At 58.9% G+C, this 19,211-nt stretch carries 16 protein-coding genes and 1 other annotated feature; of the genes, 4 read left to right on the top strand and 12 right to left on the bottom strand.

Annotated elements, in window-relative coordinates; translation table 11 throughout:
• Window positions 1-123: 123 nt before the first annotated feature.
• From nhaA to dnaK, 3 genes are all read right to left on the bottom strand, one after another.
• On the bottom strand, window positions 124-1,290 hold the full coding sequence (gene nhaA, locus ACYF6X_RS17120) for a Na+/H+ antiporter NhaA (protein ID WP_033649145.1): 1,167 nt from the start codon (window positions 1,288-1,290) through the stop codon (window positions 124-126).
• Between the two features lie 236 nt (window positions 1,291-1,526).
• Window positions 1,527-2,651 carry a molecular chaperone DnaJ gene (dnaJ, locus tag ACYF6X_RS17125; RefSeq protein ID WP_004932969.1) on the bottom strand — a complete coding sequence of 375 codons (1,125 nt, stop codon included), beginning with the start codon at window positions 2,649-2,651 and terminating at the stop codon, window positions 1,527-1,529.
• Window positions 2,652-2,757: 106 nt separating this feature from the next.
• The gene (gene dnaK, locus ACYF6X_RS17130) at window positions 2,758-4,671 is read right to left on the bottom strand and encodes a molecular chaperone DnaK (protein ID WP_130017875.1); all 1,914 of its coding nucleotides are present in this window, start codon (window positions 4,669-4,671) and stop codon (window positions 2,758-2,760) included.
• Between the two features lie 324 nt (window positions 4,672-4,995).
• Between dnaK and satP the strand changes: the two genes are divergently transcribed.
• Window positions 4,996-5,595 (top strand): acetate uptake transporter, encoded by a 600-nt coding sequence (gene satP, locus ACYF6X_RS17135; RefSeq protein WP_149558902.1) that lies wholly within the window; start codon window positions 4,996-4,998, stop codon window positions 5,593-5,595.
• A 43-nt stretch (window positions 5,596-5,638) separates the two neighbouring features.
• On the opposite strand, the gene ACYF6X_RS17140 is transcribed toward satP, so the two are convergent.
• The 3 genes from ACYF6X_RS17140 to tal form a co-directional block, all read right to left on the bottom strand.
• Window positions 5,639-6,946: an MFS transporter gene (locus tag ACYF6X_RS17140; protein ID WP_130017873.1), complete on the bottom strand. Its 1,308-nt coding sequence runs from the start codon at window positions 6,944-6,946 to the stop codon at window positions 5,639-5,641.
• A gap of 124 nt (window positions 6,947-7,070) precedes the next feature.
• A complete protein-coding gene (mog, locus tag ACYF6X_RS17145) occupies window positions 7,071-7,658 on the bottom strand; it encodes a molybdopterin adenylyltransferase (RefSeq protein ID WP_004932980.1) in 588 nt (195 codons plus the stop codon).
• 151 nt (window positions 7,659-7,809) lie between these two features.
• Window positions 7,810-8,763: a transaldolase gene (gene tal, locus ACYF6X_RS17150; RefSeq protein WP_004932982.1), complete on the bottom strand. Its 954-nt coding sequence runs from the start codon at window positions 8,761-8,763 to the stop codon at window positions 7,810-7,812.
• A 383-nt stretch (window positions 8,764-9,146) separates the two neighbouring features.
• Here tal and ACYF6X_RS17155 point away from each other — a divergent pair, with 383 nt between their 5' ends.
• Window positions 9,147-10,583, top strand: coding sequence for an alanine/glycine:cation symporter family protein (locus ACYF6X_RS17155; protein ID WP_063991447.1), 1,437 nt, complete (start codon window positions 9,147-9,149; stop codon window positions 10,581-10,583).
• A 106-nt stretch (window positions 10,584-10,689) separates the two neighbouring features.
• A complete protein-coding gene (gene yaaA, locus ACYF6X_RS17160) occupies window positions 10,690-11,466 on the top strand; it encodes a peroxide stress protein YaaA (RefSeq protein WP_063991448.1) in 777 nt (258 codons plus the stop codon).
• A gap of 47 nt (window positions 11,467-11,513) precedes the next feature.
• Here the strand turns inward: yaaA and thrC are convergent, their stop codons facing one another.
• The 5 genes from thrC to ACYF6X_RS17185 all read right to left on the bottom strand — a co-directional run bounded on the left by thrC (window position 11,514) and on the right by ACYF6X_RS17185 (window position 17,245).
• Window positions 11,514-12,803, bottom strand: a complete 1,290-nt coding sequence (gene thrC / locus ACYF6X_RS17165; RefSeq protein ID WP_130017872.1) for a threonine synthase — start codon at window positions 12,801-12,803, stop codon at window positions 11,514-11,516.
• Between the two features lie 3 nt (window positions 12,804-12,806).
• Window positions 12,807-13,736 carry a homoserine kinase gene (gene thrB, locus ACYF6X_RS17170; protein ID WP_016929148.1) on the bottom strand — a complete coding sequence of 310 codons (930 nt, stop codon included), beginning with the start codon at window positions 13,734-13,736 and terminating at the stop codon, window positions 12,807-12,809.
• 1 nt (window position 13,737) lies between these two features.
• Complete coding sequence (thrA, locus tag ACYF6X_RS17175; RefSeq protein WP_063991451.1) at window positions 13,738-16,197, bottom strand: bifunctional aspartate kinase/homoserine dehydrogenase I; 2,460 nt, start codon at window positions 16,195-16,197, stop codon at window positions 13,738-13,740.
• A gap of 24 nt (window positions 16,198-16,221) precedes the next feature.
• Window positions 16,222-16,339: a sequence feature (Thr leader region), on the bottom strand.
• Window positions 16,278-16,364 carry a thr operon leader peptide gene (thrL, locus tag ACYF6X_RS17180; protein ID WP_071525951.1) on the bottom strand — a complete coding sequence of 29 codons (87 nt, stop codon included), beginning with the start codon at window positions 16,362-16,364 and terminating at the stop codon, window positions 16,278-16,280. Its footprint overlaps the feature before it by 62 nt.
• A gap of 194 nt (window positions 16,365-16,558) precedes the next feature.
• The gene (locus ACYF6X_RS17185; protein WP_107226734.1) at window positions 16,559-17,245 is read right to left on the bottom strand and encodes a tRNA/rRNA methyltransferase; all 687 of its coding nucleotides are present in this window, start codon (window positions 17,243-17,245) and stop codon (window positions 16,559-16,561) included.
• A gap of 628 nt (window positions 17,246-17,873) precedes the next feature.
• Here ACYF6X_RS17185 and arcA point away from each other — a divergent pair.
• Window positions 17,874-18,590 (top strand): two-component system response regulator ArcA, encoded by a 717-nt coding sequence (gene arcA / locus ACYF6X_RS17190; protein WP_004933003.1) that lies wholly within the window; start codon window positions 17,874-17,876, stop codon window positions 18,588-18,590.
• 51 nt (window positions 18,591-18,641) lie between these two features.
• On the opposite strand, the gene creA is transcribed toward arcA, so the two are convergent.
• Entirely contained in the window at window positions 18,642-19,121 is a 480-nt protein-coding gene (gene creA, locus ACYF6X_RS17195) for a protein CreA (RefSeq protein WP_033652887.1), read from the bottom strand.
• Window positions 19,122-19,211: the final 90 nt, after the last annotated feature.

A 19,211-nucleotide genomic window follows, 5' to 3' on the forward strand; every position in this document is an offset into this window, starting at 1 on the left:
CCTGCTTCAGACAACGTATAGCCCCATTAGTCCCAACGAAGAACGGCCGAAGCTGCACATATTTTATACCGCGCAGCTCCGACCAGCCATTTTATTATGTGCCCTTACCGGGCACATTCAGGATTAACGCACGCGCGGCAACGCCAGACGCAGCAATCCATACCCTACCACCGCCGCCGCGGTGGAGCCCAACAGGATCCCCAAACGGGAATAGGTGCTGAGCGCCGCATCCGCATCGCCGAACGCCAGCGAGGCGATGAAAATCGACATGGTGAAACCAATACCACACAGCACCGAAACGGCAAACACCTGTTTGAAACCGATCCCCTCAGGCAAGCGAGCGATGCCCATTTTCACCGCCAGCAAGCTGAAGAGGAAAATCCCCAGCGGCTTACCGATAAACAAGCCGGCCGCAATCCCTACCGGCAGCAGCGACGTCAATCCTTCCAGCGATACGCCCTGCAAAGAAACCCCGGCGTTGGCGAATGCAAACAGCGGCAGGATCATAAACGCGACCCAAGGGTGCAGTTCATGCTCCAGCGTTTCCGATGGCGACGGCCCCTTCTTGACGTTCAGCGGGATCATAAAGCCGACGATCACCCCGGCCAGCGTCGCGTGCACCCCGGACTTGAGTATCGCGACCCACAACACCAGGCCGACCATCATATACAGCGAGGTTTTACCCACGCCACGCCAGTTCATCACCGCCAGCAGCACCGTCGCCGCCGCCGCTACGCCCAGCGCCACCATCGACACTTCGTGGGTGTAGAACAGCGCGATGATGATAATCACGCCCAGGTCATCGATAATCGCCAACGCCAGCAGGAACACTTTCAGGCTGGTCGGCACGCGGTTGCCCAGCAGCGCCATTACGCCCAGCGCGAAGGCGATATCGGTCGCGGCCGGGATCGCCCAGCCCTGGCGGGTGACTTCATCCGCGCCGTTGAACAGCAAGTAAATCAGCGCCGGTGCCAACATGCCGCCCAGCGCGGCGATCGCCGGAAATACCGCTTTGTCGCGCCCGGACAGCGAGCCTTGCATCAGCTCGCGCTTGACCTCGAGCCCCACCACCAGGAAGAAGATGGCCATCAGGCCGTCGTTGATCCACAGCAGCAGCGGCTTGGCGATCTCCAGCGAAGCAATCTTCACCATCACCGGCAGGTTAAGGAATGCCTGATAGATCCCCTGCGCCGGGGTGTTGGCCATGATCAGGGCGACGATCGCCGCCGCGATCAGAATGATGCCGCCCGCGGCTTCCTGACGTAAAAATTGACGAATGATGTTGGTCACAGTACGTCTCTCCAAATCTGTGCAGGACGTAGCGCCCTGCGAACCACAGTCATGAAGTGAGTATAGAGGGCGTTTTAGTTCGAAAAAATAAGTTTATAAATGCTAAATAACTCGAAAAAACCGATCAAAAGCACGAGTAAATCACATTATTATTAGGGAATTAGCGTTGTGGCGAGTAAATAAAAACCCCGGGACAGGCGCCCGGGGTTCCAACATAAACCAACAGAAACAGCAGGTTAGCGAGTCAGGTCATCAAAGAACTTTTTCACTCCGTCGAAGAAGCTCTTCGAACGCGGGCTGTTCTTGTCGCCGGATGGGCCGCCCAAGCTCTCTTCCAACTCACGCAGCAGCTGCTTCTGCTTGTCGTTCAGATTGACCGGGGTTTCCACCACTACGCGGCACAGCAGGTCGCCCTGACTGCCGCCACGCACCGATTTCACACCCTTGCCGCGCATGCGGAACAGCTTGCCGGTTTGGGTCTCCGAAGGCACCTTCAGTTTTACCCGGCCGTCCAGCGTCGGCACTTCGATCTCGCCGCCCAGCGCCGCCATGGCGAAGTTGATCGGCACTTCACAGTACAGGTTGTTGCCTTCGCGCTCGAAGATCGGGTGCGCCTTCACCTGCACCTGAACGTACAGATCGCCCGCCGGTGCGCCGTGCTCGCCGGCTTCGCCTTCACCCGCCAGGCGGATGCGGTCGCCGGTATCGACGCCGGCCGGAATTTTCACCGACAGCGTTTTGGATTTTTCTACCCGGCCGTGGCCATGGCACTTGTTGCACGGATCTTTGATGATCTGACCGCGGCCATGGCAGTGCGGACACGCCTGCTGCACGGTGAAGAAGCCCTGACGCATCTGCACCTGTCCCTGGCCGTGACAGGTTGGGCAGGTGACCGGCGAGCTGCCCGGCTTGGCGCCGCTGCCGTGGCAGACGTCGCACTCTTCCAGCGTCGGGATGCGGATCTCTTTGGTGACGCCACGTACCGCTTCCTCGAGGGTCAGCTCCATGTTATAGCGCAGATCGGAACCGCGGCTGGCACGCTGACGGCGGCCTCCGCCGAAGATGTCGCCAAACACGTCGCCAAAGATATCGCTGAAGTCGGCGCCGCCGCCAAAGCCGCCGCCGCCCATGCCGCCCTGTTCAAAGGCCGCGTGCCCGTACTGATCGTAGGCTGCGCGTTTCTGGTCGTCGGTCAGGACTTCGTAAGCTTCTTTAACTTCTTTAAACTTGGTTTCGGCGTCTTGCTCCTGGTTGCGGTCAGGATGGTATTTCATCGCCAGGCGTTTGTACGCCTTTTTGATCTCACGTTCATCCGCCGTCTTGCTGACGCCGAGAATCTCGTAATAGTCTTTCTTCGCCATTCTTTCGCTTACCCTTAACATGCGTGCACGGGCGCAGAGTTGCCTCGACGCCCGTGCTGGTTTCCGGGAGCGGCACCTCGGCCGCCCCGTGCCCGCTTAAGGGCGATTATTTTTTGTCTTTAACTTCTTCAAACTCGGCATCAACCACGTCGTCGTCTTTCTGCGCCGCGTTGTCCGCGCCGGCGTCAGCACCCTGCTGAGCCTGCTGCGCCTGAGCCATTTCCAGCAGTTTGCCGGAAACCTGCACCAGAGCCTGAGTCTTCGTTTCGATCTCGGCTTTATCTTCGCCTTTCACCGCTGCTTCCAGATCTTTCAGCGCCGCTTCGATCGCCGTTTTATCTTCCGCCGGCAGTTTGTCGCCCGCTTCTTCCAGCTGCTTGCGAGTGCCGTGGATCAGGTGATCCGCCTGGTTACGCGTCTGTACCAGCTCTTCGAACTTGCGGTCAGCTTCAGCGTTCAGCTCGGCATCGCGCACCATTTTCTGGATTTCGTCTTCGTTCAGGCCAGAAGATGCCTTGATGGTGATCTTCTGCTCACGACCGGTGTTCTTGTCTTTGGCAGACACGTGCAGGATGCCGTCGGCATCGATATCGAAGGTCACTTCGATCTGCGCCATGCCGCGCGGTGCCGCCTGAATGCCGTCCAGGTTGAACTGGCCCAGAGATTTGTTATCGCTGGCGCGCTTACGCTCACCCTGCAGCACGTGGATGGTTACTGCAGACTGGTTGTCTTCCGCAGTAGAGAACACCTGGCTGTGCTTGGTCGGGATTGTGGTGTTTTTGGTGATCAGCGGCGTCATCACGCTGCCCATGGTTTCGATACCCAGCGACAGCGGGGTCACGTCCAGCAGCAGAACGTCCTTCACATCACCGGCCAACACGCCGCCCTGTACCGCAGCGCCTACGGCAACCGCTTCGTCCGGGTTCACATCTTTACGCGGTTCTTTGCCGAAGAAGTCTGCGACTTTCTTCTGCACCATTGGCATACGGGTCTGGCCGCCCACCAGGATCACGTCCTGAATGTCGGAAACCGACAGGCCTGCGTCTTTCAGCGCCACTTTCAGCGGCTCGATAGAGCGCGCAACCAGATCTTCAACCAGCGACTCGAGTTTGGCGCGAGTCACTTTGATGTTCATGTGTTTTGGACCGGTCGCGTCTGCAGTGATGTACGGCAGGTTAACGTCGGTCTGCTGAGCAGAAGACAGCTCAATCTTCGCTTTCTCAGCGGCTTCTTTCAGACGCTGCATCGCCAGCGGATCGTTGCGCAGATCGATACCCTGATCTTTCTTGAACTCTTCCACCAGGTAGTTGATCAGACGGCTGTCGAAGTCTTCACCACCCAGGTGGGTGTCACCGTTGGTCGCCAGCACTTCGAAGGTTTTTTCGCCGTCAACGTCGTCGATTTCGATGATGGAGATATCGAAAGTACCGCCGCCCAGGTCATAAACCGCGATAGTGCGGTTGCCGACTTCTTTGTCCAGGCCGTAGGCCAGGGCTGCAGCGGTCGGTTCGTTGATGATGCGCTTGACTTCCAGACCCGCGATGCGGCCGGCGTCTTTGGTCGCCTGACGCTGGGCGTCGTTGAAGTAAGCCGGTACGGTGATAACCGCTTCAGTTACCGGTTCGCCCAGGTAATCTTCCGCCGTTTTCTTCATTTTTTTCAGCACTTCCGCAGAGATCTGCGGCGGAGCCATTTTCTGGCCTTTCACTTCCAGCCAGGCGTCGCCGTTGTCGGCTTCGACGATTTTGTACGGCATGATCGCTTTGTCGCGCTGCGCTTCTTCATCCTGGAAGCGGCGACCGATCAGGCGCTTGATGGCGAACAGGGTGTTTTCAGGGTTGGTCACTGCCTGACGCTTAGCCGGCTGGCCAACCAGAGTTTCACCGTCCTGGGTATATGCGATAATAGAAGGAGTGGTGCGGTCGCCCTCGGCGTTTTCCAGCACGCGTGCCTTGGCACCATCCATAATTGCTACGCAAGAGTTGGTCGTACCCAGGTCGATACCAATAATTTTGCCCATCTAAACGTCTCCACTAAAAAATTCATAATCAGTCAGGTTGCTAACCTATATGCGGGCGATTTTTTGCTTTTCAACTGCCCGATATCTCAGTGCGACCCGCGGTTAGCAACTGCGGTTGCAAATAAGATGGGGCCATCCAATCCGGCATCAAGGGGCAAGGCGAAAAAAATTTCTTTTTTTATCGTCATTCAGATCATTGTTTCCGGCTGCGGGGATCATTATGATGCGCGCGCTCTGGTGGAAAACTTCGATTTTTTGGCCATTCAGACCATTTATTATTTTACTTCGCTGTTTCCGTTAATTTTCTGTTATCGCAGAGGACTTATGCACACCAACAAGTTGGCGAATCCCGGCCCTCTCGGCCTGATGGGCTTCGGGATGACCACCGTCTTGCTGAACCTGCACAACGCGGGCTTTTTCCCACTGAACTCCGCCATCATCAGCATGGGGATTTTCTTCGGTGGCCTGGCCCAGATCCTGGCCGGTCTGCTGGAATACAAGAAAGGCAACACCTTCGGCATGACCGCGTTCACCGCCTACGGCAGCTTCTGGCTGAGCCTGGTCGGCCTGCTGCTGCTGCCACGTCTGGGCCTGGCTGAAGCCACCGAGGCGCACGTGCTGGGCATCTACCTGGCGCTGTGGGGCATCTTCACCCTGTTCATGTTCTTCGGCACCCTGGGCGCCAACCGCGTGCTGCAGTTTGTGTTCGCCAGCCTGACGCTGCTGTTCGCCCTGCTGGCCGTCGGCAACATCACCGGCAACCACGCGCTGCTGACCTTCGCCGGTTATGAGGGCATCATCTGCGGCGCCAGCGCCATCTACCTGGCGATGGCCGAAGTGCTCAACGAGCAATACGGTCGCACCGTGCTGCCGATTGGCGAGCCGGCCCCGGCCCGCGTCGCGGCCTCGCCGGTCACGGCGTAATCGCCCTTCCCTGACGAAAAGCCCTGCAATGCAGGGCTTTTTTTTAGCTGTAGGAATCGGCTCGCCGCTCCCCGGCTTCGCTGTTCAGATCGCGATGCAGGTAGACACCGAGCAACAGCCCGATGAGCGACAGCGCCAACACGTAGTAAGCGGGTGCTAACGGGGTCAATTTCATGATCAGCGTCACAAAAATAGGGGTTAAACCGCCAAAAATAGCGTATGAGACGTTATATGAGAACGAGATGCCGGTAAACCGCACTTCCGCCGGGAACGCCCGCACCATCACGTACGGCACGGCCCCCACCACGCCAACGCTGAACCCCACCAGGGCATAGCAGGCGAACAGCATTTCCGGGTGTACGCCCACCGTCTGATAGAACAGCCAGCTGCAGCCGGCCAGCAGCACACTGCCGACCACCAGCGTTTTGCTGGCGCCGAAGCGATCGGCCGACAAACCGGCGACGATGCAGCCGGCGATCAGCATGATGGTGGCGATGCTGTTGGCCTGCAGCGTCAAGGCCGGCGCAATGCCGAACTGTTTTTGCAGATAGGTCGGGGTCATCAGGATCACCACCACGATACCGGCGGAGAGCAGCCAGGTCAGCAGCATCGACACCGCCACTTCCCGTTTGTGGTTGAGCACCACCGATTTCAGCGGCAGCTCCTCGGCCAGCGCTTTACGCGCCCGCATTTCGATGAAGATCGGCGTTTCCTGCAGCCAGCGGCGCAGGTACATCGCCACCAGGCCGAACATGCCGCCCAACAGGAAAGGAATGCGCCAGCCGCCGCCGGCGATGCTCTGCGGGCTGAGCGTAGTATTGATCACCGTCGCCACCACCGACCCCAACAGGATGCCCACCGTCAGCCCGGCGGTCAGCGTGCCGCAGGCGAAGCCGATGCGCCGGCGCGGCACGTGTTCAGCGACGAAGACCCAGGCGCCCGGCACCTCACCGCCGATCGCCGCGCCCTGCAGTACGCGCATCAGCAGCAGCAACAGCGGCGCAGCGATGCCGATGCTGGCGTAGGTCGGCAGCAGGCCCATCGCCAGCGTCGGCAACGCCATCAGCAGAATACTCAGGGTAAACATCTTCTTGCGGCCAACCAGATCGCCGAAGTGTGCCATCACGATGCCACCCAGCGGGCGGGCCAGATAGCCGGCGGCAAAGATGCCGAAGGTTTGCACCAGCCGCAGCCACTCCGGCATGTCCGCCGGGAAGAACAGATCGCCGACCACGGCGGCGAAGAACACGAAGATGATGAAGTCGTAAAACTCCAGCGCACCGCCCAACGCGGCCAACGTCAGCGTTTTGTAGTCTTGCCGGTTCAGCCGGCGATTATTGTCGTGAGGCATAGGGCACCGTCGGTAAAGGCTGTAAAAATAAAAGCCGCAGGCTTTCTGTAAAAGAATCCTTACTATAGCGGCAAATTATTTTCACACCAGACGGGCTGAAGCCGATCTCGCAGAACGCTGAAATTTAGAGGTTTATCTCGCGACGCGCGCTCTTTGGCCGAAATGCTGCTACCACCGCGGCGTGCGTTTCGACGTAAGGCCCATCGAGCAGTTGAATGCAATAAGGCACGCTGGCGAAGATGCCGTGCACCACCGCATTGCCCTGCTCATCCTTTACCCCTTCCAGCGTTTCCTTGATCGACTTCGGCTGGCCGGGCAGGTTGATGATCAACGCCTGTTTGCGGATCGCCCCCACCTGGCGAGAAAGAATTGCCGTTGGCACATAGTGTAGGCTGATCTGACGCATTTGCTCGCCGAAGCCGGGCATCACGCGATCGGCGATCGCCAGCGTGGCATCGGGGGTGACATCGCGGCGCGCCGGCCCGGTGCCGCCGGTGGTCAGCACCAAATGGCAACCCATTTCGTCCACCAGTTCGCACAGCGTCTGTTCAATTTGCGTCTGCTCATCGGGGATCAACCGGGTTTCCAGCTTGAACGGCGTCGCCAGCGCGCCGCTCAGCCACTCTTCCAGCGCCGGGATGCCTTTATCCTGATAAACGCCGCCGGAAGCGCGGTCGGAAACGGAAACCAAACCAATACGTAAAATATCCATGCGTAACCTCTACAGCCTGATGGGGTCCGAACGGGTTCATCTCCCGTTCTGTTGTCATTGCCGAGAGTATAAGGGCTTCCCCCGCCGGCGGGTGCGTCAGGCATAAAAAAAGGTGGCCTAAGCCACCTTTTTACTGCGCGATCTGCGGGAATTACAGCAGGTCGGCGATCATTTTTTCCAGTTTGCCCTGGTCTACGGCGAACTTGCGGATACCGTCGGTCAGTTTCTCAACCGCCATCGGATCCTGGTTGTGCTGCCAGTAGAACTCAGGTTCGGTCAGTGCGGCAGGACGCGCCTTCACTTCACCGGTGTAAGACAGTTTGCGCTCCAGCGCGCCTTCGCTCTCCGCCAGCTCTTTCAGCAGCGCAGGGGCGATGGTCAGGCGGTCACAGCCGGCCAGTTCGATGATTTCGCCGACGTTACGGAAGCTGGCGCCCATCACCACGGTGTTGTAACCGTGCTGTTTGTAGTACTGGTAAATTTCGGTCACGGAGATCACGCCCGGATCTTCGTGCGGGGCGAACTCTTTCTTGTCGCCGTTGGCTTTGTACCAGTCGAGGATACGGCCGACGAACGGCGAGATCAGGTAAACGCCGGCTTCGGCACAGGCGCGAGCCTGAGCGAAGGAGAACAGCAGCGTCAGGTTACAGTTGATGCCTTCTTTCTCCAGCTGCTCCGCCGCGCGGATGCCCTGCCAGGTCGAGGCCAGTTTGATCAGAATGCGATCGTTGCTGATGCCGGCTTCGTTGTACAGTTTGATCAGGCGCTTGGCTTTGGCCACGCTGGCGACGGTGTCGTAAGACAGGCGTGCATCCACTTCGGTGGAGATGCGGCCCGGAACCAGTTTGAGGATTTCCAGACCGATGTTGACCGCCAGCTTGTCGGCGGCGTCGGCGATCTGCTGCTCGCGATCGCTGCTCTGGCCGCGCGCCCAGGCGATGGCTTCGTCAATCAGTTTGCGGTATTCAGGAATTTGGGCTGCATTGAGGATCAGCGAAGGGTTGGTTGTGGCGTCCTGCGGTTGATACAGCTTCATTGCCGCGATATCACCCGTATCTGCAACCACCGTGGTCAACTGGCGCAGGGAAGTTAATTTGTCGGTCATGTTGGCATTATCTCATCGTTTGTGCATGAACTTTTGGCATTGTTCAACCATGCCCTCCCTTGATAATAACATGCGCCAAGCCCGGTGCAAGGCTGGAAAACCGCGGCGCGCAAGCATCTGTTTTATCCCTGGGCGAGCAACCGTTTACGCCGATATCTTTCGCCATAACCGAGCGGATGGAAAGGCAATAACGTGCTATTGTCCGAATAAATTATGTTAAATTCGAAAAAATTGATGCAATCCGGCCGCTAATCTGCGAAAAATCTTAATCGACTGACGCCGGACCAATTCCAGCTAAGCTCTTGTAAAAAATAGGCCAATGTTTTTCACCTGCGGTGGATGCTGCAAGGTGCGCATTAAATTTCGATAAGAGGAGGGATCCCTTGACGGACCTGATGAACTTTATAAACAATATTTTGTGGGGGTCGGTGCTGATTTATCTGCTGCTCGGCACCGGCATCTACTTCACGTTGCGCACCCGCTTTATCCAGCTCCGCCACTTCAGCCACATGTTCTCGGTGTTGAAAAACAGCAATAAAAGCGACAGCGCCGGCATCTCCTCTTTCCAGGCGCTGTGCACCACGTTGGCGGCGCGCGTCGGCACCGGCAACCTGACCGGCGTCGCCATCGCCCTGACCGCCGGCGGCCCCGGCGCCATCTTCTGGATGTGGGTGGTGGCGTTTATCGGTATGGCCACTTCATTTGTCGAAAGCTCGCTGGCGCAGCTCTACAAAACCAAAGACGATAACGGCAACTACCGCGGCGGCCCGGCCTACTACATGGAAAAGGGCCTCGGCATGCGCTGGATGGGCGTGCTGTTCTCGATCTTCCTGATCATCGCGTTCGGTCTGGTGTTCAACGCCGTGCAGGCCAACTCCATCGCCCAGGCCTCCGCCGTCGCCTTCCATTTGCAGCCGCTGCACGTCGGCATCGGCCTGGTGCTGCTGAGCGGCGTGGTGATCTTTGGCGGCATCCGTTCCATCGCCAAAGTGGCCGAGCTGGTGGTGCCGCTGATGGCCGGCGCCTACCTGTTGTTGGCCCTCTGGGTGATTGGCCATAACATCGAACACATGCCGGCGATCCTGGCGCTGATCTTCAAAAGCGCCTTCGGCCTGCAGGAAGCCGCAGCCGGCGCCGTCGGTTACGGCATCTCCCAGGCGATGACCCAGGGCGTGCAGCGCGGCCTGTTCTCCAACGAAGCCGGCATGGGCTCGGCGCCCAACGCGGCGGCGTCCGCCTCGCCTTATCCGCCGCATCCGGCTTCGCAAGGCTACGTGCAAATGCTCGGGGTGTTTATCGATACCATCGTTATCTGCAGCGCCACTGCGGCGATCATCCTCTCTTCCGGCATACTCGATCAGCCGACCGACAGCATCAGCGGCATCGATCTGACCCAGCGCGCGCTGTCGACCGCCGTCGGCAGCTGGGGAGCGCCGTTCGTCGCCATCGCCATTTTCTTCTTCGCCTTCACCTCGATCATCGCCAACTATGCCTATGCCGAGAGCAACCTGGTGTTCCTCGAGCACAACCATCCGGGTGGCCTGCTGATTTTCCGCTGCGTGGCGTTGGGCATGGTGATGTTCGGCGCGCTGGCGGAGCTGCCGCTGGTGTGGAAAATGGCGGATACCTCCATGGCGCTGATGGCAATCACCAACCTGACGGCGATCCTGCTGCTGTCGCGGGTGGCGCTGAAGCTGGCCGACGATTACCATCGCCAACGCCGCCTGGGCAAGCTGCCGACCTTCGACGCCAACCGTTATCCGGAGCTGAAGTCGCAGCTGGAGCCGGGCGTGTGGGACGACCAAAAGCCGCCGCGCTGAGTTTTCCGGGGCGCGTGCAATACGCGCCCCTGCCTATTGGACCGATTGCCCCTTTTTCCCGCGCTTTTTGCTACAGTATCCGCACTTGGATAAACAGGATCTGGCCATGCTCGTTATTATTTCCCCTGCAAAAACTCTCGATTACGACAGCCCGCTGGCGACAGAACGCTTCACGCAGCCCGAACTGCTGGACAAGTCGAAACAGCTGATCAAAATTTGCCGCGAGCTGACGCCGGCGCAAATCGCCAGCCTGATGAGCATCAGCGACAAGCTGGCCGGGCTGAACGCCGCGCGCTTTAGCGAGTGGCAGCCGAAATTTACCCCGGACAATGCCCGTCAGGCGCTGCTGGCGTTCAAGGGCGACGTTTACACCGGCCTGCAGGCGCAGGATTTCAACGAGGCTGACTTCGATTTTGCCCAGCAGCATCTGCGCATGCTGTCCGGCCTGTATGGCGTGCTGCGCCCGCTCGATCTGATGATGCCGTACCGGCTGGAGATGGGCATCAAGCTGGAAAACCCGAAAGGCAAAGACCTGTACAGCTTCTGGGGGGATAAAGTCACCCAAAAACTCAACGAAGCGCTGGAGCAACAGGGCGACGACGTGGTGGTCAACCTGGCGTCCGACGAGTATTTCAAGGCGGTGAAACCGGCCAAACTGCACGGCGCGCTGATCAAACCGATCTTCCTCGACGAGAAGAACGGCAAGTACAAGGTCATCAGCTTCTACGCCAAGAAAGCGCGCGGGTTGATGAGCCGCTTTATCATCAAGAACCGCCTGACGCGCAGCGAGCAGCTGGTGGACTTCAACCTGGAAGGCTACGTCTTCGACGAAGCCGCCTCGCAGGGCAATGAACTGGTGTTCAAACGCCCGGAGCAGGCATAAAAAAAAGCCGTCGCAAGACGGCTTTTCGCATTCTAGCCTGCCGAACCTCAGGCTGGCAGCCCCATCAGGAACTTGCGCAGCTCACCGAAGCCGGCCGGCAGCGTGTGCGACAGCAGCGGCAGATCGGCCCGCAGCGCCAGCGCTTTCGGCAACGGCAGTGCCTGGCCGAGGATCGCTTCTACGCTCTCTTTGAACTTGGCCGGATGCGCGGTGCCAAGGAACAGACCGAACTCCCCTTCCTGCAGCTGATCGCGCAGCGCGCGATAGGCAATAGCCGCGTGCGGTTCGGAGAGATAGCCCAGTTCGGCCAGTTCACGCATCGTTTCCTTGGTGGTCTCATCGCTGACGGCCGCGTGGCCCAGCTCTTTCAGCTGCCAGACCTTACGACGGAACAGCTCTTCCACGCGCGGCCAGTTGTTTGGCTGGCTGACGTCCATGGCGTTGGACAGCGTCGCGACCGTGGCGTGCGGCTGCCACTGGCCGCTGGTCAGGAAGCGCGGCACGGTGTCGTTGGCGTTGGTGGCGGCGATAAAACGCTTCACCGGCAGACCCAGCGACTTGGCCAGCAGCCCGGCAGTCAGATCGCCGAAGTTGCCGCTCGGCACTGAAATCACCAGCTGATTGCGCGCTTCCTGCGGCAGCTGCGCCACCGCTTCGAAGTAGTAGCAGATCTGCGCCAGCAAACGGCTGATGTTGATCGAGTTGGCCGAGTTCAGGTGCAGCGCGTCTTTCAATTCCTGATCGTCGAACGCCTGCTTCACCAGCGCCTGACAGGCGTCGAAGTCGCCGTCGATCGCGACGGTGTGAATGTTGCCGCCCAGGGTGCAGAACAGCTTCTCCTGCAGCGGACTGATTTTGCCCTGCGGGTAGAGGATCACCACCCGGACGTTCTTCAGGCCGTAGAAGGCGTGCGCCACGGCGGCGCCGGTGTCGCCGGAGGTGGCGGTCAAAATGGTCACCGGCTGATCGCCGGCCACTTCCGCCAGCATCTGCGCCATAAAGCGGCCGCCGAAGTCTTTGAACGCCAGCGTCGGGCCGTGGAACAGCTCCAGACAGGAAACGTCTTCGGTCACCTTCGCCACCGGCGCCGGGAACTCAAAGGCGGCCTGCACGCGTTTCTTCAGCGCCGCTTCCGGCACCTCTTCGCCGATAAAGGCCGACAGAATGCGGCTGCTGCGGGTGACAAAGTCCTGCTCCAGCAGGTGGTCGATCTCGGTCAGTTCGAACTCCGGCAGCTCCAGCGGGAAGAACAGCCCCTGCTGCTTGCCCAGGCCTTGTTTGATCGCCTGCGCGAAGCTGACCTGCTCGTTGTGATCCTTAAGGTTGTACAGTTTCATGCGTTATCCCAGTAGTCGAGCGCCTGCGGTATCCAGACGGCAAATATGAACAAAACCTTCGTCGTTTTGCAGATAGTGTTGTTGCAGCCAGGCGGCCATGCGTTGCGCGGTGGCGCCGTCGTTACAGACGGCGAACAGCGTCGGGCCGGAGCCGGAGATGCCGCAGGCCAGCGCACCGATGTCCTGAGCGGCCTTGCGTGCTTCGGCGAAGCCCGGCAGCAGCCGGGTGCGGTACGGTTCGGCGATCACGTCCTGCATCAATTTGGCGGCCAGCTGCGGCTGCCGGGTGTGGCAGGCATGGATAAAGCCGGCCAGATAGCGGCCGTGGCTGATGCAATCCTGACGACGGTATTGCGCGGGTAAAATGGCGCGCGCTTCGGCGGTGGAGACCTTGATGCCCGGATAGGCCATGACCCACAACCAATCGTCGAAGCACGGCACCTCCTGGCTGATGATGCCTTCTTCTTCCAGCATCAGCTGCAGGCCGCCCAGGTAGCATGGCGCCACGTTGTCGTAATGCACGCTGCCGGAAATGCGGCCTTCCAGCTCACCCATCAGGCCGAGCAGCGTCGTCTTATCCAGCGGCCGATCGCAGAATTCGTTCATCGCCATCAGCCCGGCGACCACCGAACAGGCGCTGGAACCCAGCCCCGATCCGATCGGCATGTTCTTTTCCAACCGCATCGCCACCGGCACTTCGCGGCCGATCTCCTGGCAGAAACGCTCCCAGCATTGATAAACGATGTTCTCTTTCGGCTCGGCCGGCAGCTTGCTGACGAAGCGCCCGGCATTCTGCAAACTGAACGTCTCGGCAGCCTCTACGCTGACGCAGTCGCCCAGCAGCGTGCCGTCGATCGGCGAAACCGCCGCGCCCAGCACATCGAAACCGACGCTGACGTTACCGATCGAGGCCGGTGCATACACCTTAACCATATTAAACTCCCAACTTCCATGACAGTGTGCGCAGCAGATCGGCAAACACGCCCGCTGCGGTCACATCGTTACCGGCGCCGTAGCCGCGCAGCACCAGCGGCAGCGGCTGATAATAGCGGCTATAGAAGGCCAGCGCGTTCTCGCCGTTCTTCACTTTATACAACGGATCGTTGCCGTCCACCGCCTCGATGCGCACCTTGCAGCGCCCTTCGTCGATCAGGCCGACATAGCGCAGCACCTTGCCTTGTTCGGCGGCGTTGGCCACGTTGCGCGCGAACTCTTTATCCAGCTCCGGCAGCCGCGCCAGGAACTGATCCACATCGCCCGACGCGTCGAAGGACGGCGGCAGCACCGACTCAACCTCGATATCGCTCAGCTCCAGCTTGTAACCGGCCTCGCGCGCCAGGATCAGCAGCTTGCGCGCCACGTCCATACCGGACAGATCGTCGCGCGGATCCGGCTCGGTGTAGCCGTTGGCCCGGGCCTGCAGGGTCGCCGCCGACAGCGACAGCCCTTCGTCCAGCTTGCCGAAGATAAAGGACAGCGACCCGGACAGGATGCCGGAGAAGCGCACCAGCTCATCGCCGGCGTTCAGCAGGTTTTGCAGGTTCTCAATCACCGGCAAACCGGCACCGACGTTAGTGTCGTAAAGGAACTTGCGGTGCGAACCGGCGGCCGCCGCGCGCAGTTGCTGATAATAGTTCATCGACGAGGTGTTGGCCTTTTTGTTCGGCGTCACCACATGGAAACCGTCCGCCAGGAAATCCACATACTGATCGGCCACCGCCTGGCTGGAGGTACAGTCGACGATCACCGGGTTCAGCAGGTGATACTCCTTCACCAGCCGGATCAGGCGGCCGAGATTGAACGGCTCCTGCGCGCCGGCCAGCTCGTCGCGCCAGCTGTCCAGCGCGATGCCGTGCACGTTGGTCAGCATCACGCGCGAGTTGGCGATGCCGCACACCCGCAGGTCGATATGTTTTTGCTTCAGCCACGGCTGCTGGCGGTAGACTTGCTCGATCAGCGCCCCGCCGACGCCGCCGACGCCGATGACGAACACTTCGATCACCTGATCGGTGTTGAACAGCATCTGGTGGCTGACGCGCACGCCGGTGGTGGCGGAATCATTGCTGACCACCACCGAAATTGAACGCTCGGAAGAGCCCTGGGCGATGGCGACGATATTGATGTTGGCGCGCGCCAGCGCGGAGAAGAAGCGCGCGGAGATGCCACGCAGGGTGCGCATGCCGTCGCCGACCACCGAGATGATCGCCAGGCGTTCCATGACGTCCAGCGGATCCAGCACGCCGTCTTTCAACTCCAGATAGAACTCCTCCTCCAGCGCGCGGCGGGCGCGCTGCAGTTCGCCCTGCGGCACGCAGAAGCTGATGCTGTATTCGGAAGAGGATTGGGTGATCAGCACCACCGAAATGCCGGCGCGCGACATCACGGCGAACACCCGCGCGGCCATGCCGACCATGCCTTTCATGCCCGGGCCGGAGACGTTGATCATCGCCATGTTATTCAGGTTGGTGATGCCTTTCACCGGCATCGCGTCATCGGTGCTGTCTTTGCCGATCAGCGTGCCGGGGGCCTGCGGGTTGGAGGTGTTTTTAATCAGGCAAGGGATTTGGAACTGGGCAATCGGCGTGATGGTGCGAGGATGCAGCACTTTGGCGCCGAAATAGGAGAGCTCCATCGCCTCCTGGTAAGACATCGATTTCAGCAGCCTGGCGTCCGGCACGGTGCGCGGATCGCAGGTATACACGCCGTCGACGTCGGTCCAGATCTCGCAACAGTCGGCGCGCAGGCAGGCGGCCAGCACCGCAGCGGAATAGTCGGAGCCGTTGCGGCCCAGCACCACCAGCTCGCCCTTGTCGTTGCCGGCGGTGAAACCAGCCATCAGCACGATGTGGTCGGCCGGGATAGCCGCCGCGGCGATGCGCAGCGTGGACTCGGCGATGTCCACGGTAGACTCCAGGTAGTGTCCCTGCGCCAGCAACTTCTCTACCGGGTTGATCACCGTGACCGGATAGCCCTTGGCGCGGAACACCCCTTCCATGATGGCGATGGAGAGCTTTTCGCCGCGGCAGATGATCGCCGCGTTCACGCTGTCCGGGCACTGCCCCAGCAGCGAAACGCCGTGCAGCACCTGTTTGAGCTGCGCGAACTCCTGATCGACCACGCCTTTCAGCCTGTCGTATTCAAAGCCCGGCAGCGCCTGCGCCAGGCCGCTCAGCAGATCGGCAAAGATCCGCTCGGCGTCGCTGATATTCGGCAGAATGTCCTGACCCGCCACCGTTTTGTCGATCATCGCCACCAGATGGTTGGTGATCTTTGCGGGGGCGGACAAGACCGTGGCTACCTGTCCCTGACGCGCATTACTCTCCATGATGTCGGCAACGCGCAGAAAACGTTCTGCATTCGCCACCGAGGTTCCGCCAAATTTCAGCACTCGCATGTGTGATCTCTCCGAATTTAAGCCGAAAAAAAAGCCCGCACTGATTAGGTGCGGGCTTTTTTCTGTGTTTCCTGTGCGCGTCAGCCCGCCCCGTTACCTGTGGTATCGGTGGTGGTAATAATTGTGGTTTTCAGGCTGATATTGCGCATGTTGTCTGTCTGTCTCATGAAATACTCTGTCCCCTCTATTGGTTAAAGCAATCGCTATCCCAAGTCAAACGATTTCTTTTTTTTGCTTATTTTCCGCTCAGCGGCGACATTGCGCGATATCGGAGGTGAAAAGCAAAACGACAGAACAAAAAAACAACTTAAAGCCGATTTACTAGTGGATCACGCTGGGTAACCGTCCGATGGAGCCGCTATCACTTGGCGAGTTTTTTTTCGATGTCGTGCAGCAGCGTATGCAACATCGCCGTATCTCGCTGTTGCAGTGCGCCGAGTCGCTGGTGCAGCCAGTCGCGCAATTTTTGGTCATCGCCGACATCCAATGCGTTCAACAAGGCATCGGCGCGGTGGCGCAGCGCCTTGAGCGGCCCTTCCGACGCCGCCGTTTCCTGCGGCGTGCTGACGCCCATCAAGCTCGCCAGTTGGTAGCAGTACACCATCACCGCCTGGCCCAGGTTAAGCGACGGATAGTCTGCCTGCATCGGCACGCCGGTCAGCAAATCCGCCAGCGCCAGTTCTTCGTTGGTCAGGCCGGAATCTTCACGGCCGAACACCAGCGCGGCCTGGCCGACCCACTGCTTACGCTCACTCAACTGTTCCAGCAGCTCGGGCGGCGTGCAGTAGTAGTGAAAACGCGCGCGGCTGCGAGCGGTGGTGGCGACGGTGAAATCCACGTCCGCCAGCGCCTGCTCCAGCGTGGCGAACGTTTGCACGCCATCGAGGATCTCGCCGGCACCGTGTGCCACCCAGCGTGCCGCCGGCTGCAGGTGCGCCTCGCTGTCGACGATGCGCAGCGACGTGAAGCCCATGGTTTTCATCGCACGCGCCGCCGCGCCGACATTTTCCGGCCGCGCCGGAGCCACTAAAACAATATGAAGCTGCATCACTTTTCCACCGAAGGCGGGCCTGCGTTTTGACGGTGGCGCAGCGCCCGCTTATATTTACAATTGCGTAACAATAAACGCGTTAATAGCAACAAACAAGATTAAACGGCTCGTTGAGCTAATAAACCCGTCGTAATAGTCATTATTCGTTCTTATGTTTTACTGCATTTATTTATCAATGAGTTAAAACAAAGCGATGATCAATAAGCGAATAATTGTATCCTATCGGGCCGGATAATGCTGAATCGTTCACAGAATTTGAGGTTCTGTGACTTAAACTGGCATTTCTGTAAGTGTTTTTCACAAATCTGTTAACGTGCTACAATTGAATTTGATATATGTCAACAAAGCGTAGTTTTGTTGGGTGATGAATTCGGCACGCGCTGTTATATTGCTGTTAATGGGGTTAGGATATGCGCCAATTTGGCACCCCAGGGGTTGTAGGGAACAGCATCCCCACCAGGCTAGCGATCTTGTTGACATGAGATGGAAAGTGCATCAAGAACGAGTTTACGTACTTTAGTCATTTGCTGAGAGGGAACGTGGCGCTATCTCTGCCCTCCTCTAAGAAAACAAAGACTTCTGTACTTCCTATTTTCTATTTTGTTGGCAATTTTAGGTAGCAAATATGCAGACCCCGCACATTCTGATTGTCGAAGACGAGTTAGTCACTCGTAACACCCTGAAGAGCATTTTCGAGGCGGAAGGCTACATTGTTCATGAAGCCAATGATGGTGCAGAGATGCACAATATCCTGTCTGAAAATGATATCAATCTGGTCATCATGGACATCAACCTGCCAGGCAAAAACGGCCTGCTGTTGGCGCGCGAACTGCGTGAACAGGCCAGCGTCGCCTTGATGTTCCTGACCGGTCGCGATAACGAAGTGGACAAAATCCTCGGCCTGGAAATCGGCGCCGACGATTACATCACCAAGCCGTTCAACCCGCGTGAATTGACCATCCGCGCACGCAACCTGCTGTCGCGCACCATGAACCTGGGCAGCCTCGGCGAAGAACGCCGCCTGGTCGAGAGCTACAAGTTCAACGGTTGGGAGCTGGACATCAACAGCCGCTCGCTGATCAGCCCGGCCGGCGAACAGTATAAGCTCCCGCGCAGCGAATTCCGCGCCATGCTGCACTTCTGCGAAAACCCGGGCAAGATCCAGTCCCGCGGCGAACTGCTGAAGAAAATGACCGGCCGCGAGCTGAAGCCGCATGACCGCACAGTGGACGTCACCATCCGTCGCATTCGCAAACACTTCGAATCGACGCCGGACACGCCGGAAATCATCGCCACCATTCACGGCGAAGGCTACCGCTTCTGCGGCGATCTGGAAGAGTAACTCCGGCCTGCCGTCATGAAAACGGGGTTCAGCATGCTGAACCCCGTTTTTTTATTTCGTCTCGGCCCACGGCATGATCGGCACCGCGCTCAGTGCGTTCTTCGGCGAGCCGTCGATCACCTTGTCGGAGTAGCTCAGGTAAATCAGCGAATTGCGCTTGGCGTCGTAGAAGCGTACCACCTGCAGCTTCTTGAACACCAGCGAGGTGCGTTTCTGGAACACCACCTCGCCTTCCGCCTTGCCGTTTTTGATCTTGTCGCTCAGCTCGATAGGCCCCACCTGCTGGCAGGAAATGGCCGCGTCGGCGGTGTCTTCCGCCAGCCCCAGGCCGCCTTTGATGCCGCCGGTTTTGGCGCGGCTGATATAACAAGTTACATTTTTAACATCCGGATCGTCGAACGCTTCCACCACGATTTTGTGGTCCGGCCCCAACAATTTAAACACCGTATCAACGGAGCCCACCTGCTCCGCCTGCGCGCTACCAACGGTTGCGCAAACCAAACCGAATAAAAATATCCAGCCTTTTTTCATTTACTTAACTCCGATATAACCTTGCCGCAAAAATAGGTTCGGCGATCGCCATCATTTATGTCTAAGCTCACGGAATCGGTTTTTTACGGG

The sequence above is a fragment of the Serratia sp. ID 25-353 genome (assembly GCF_054792795.1).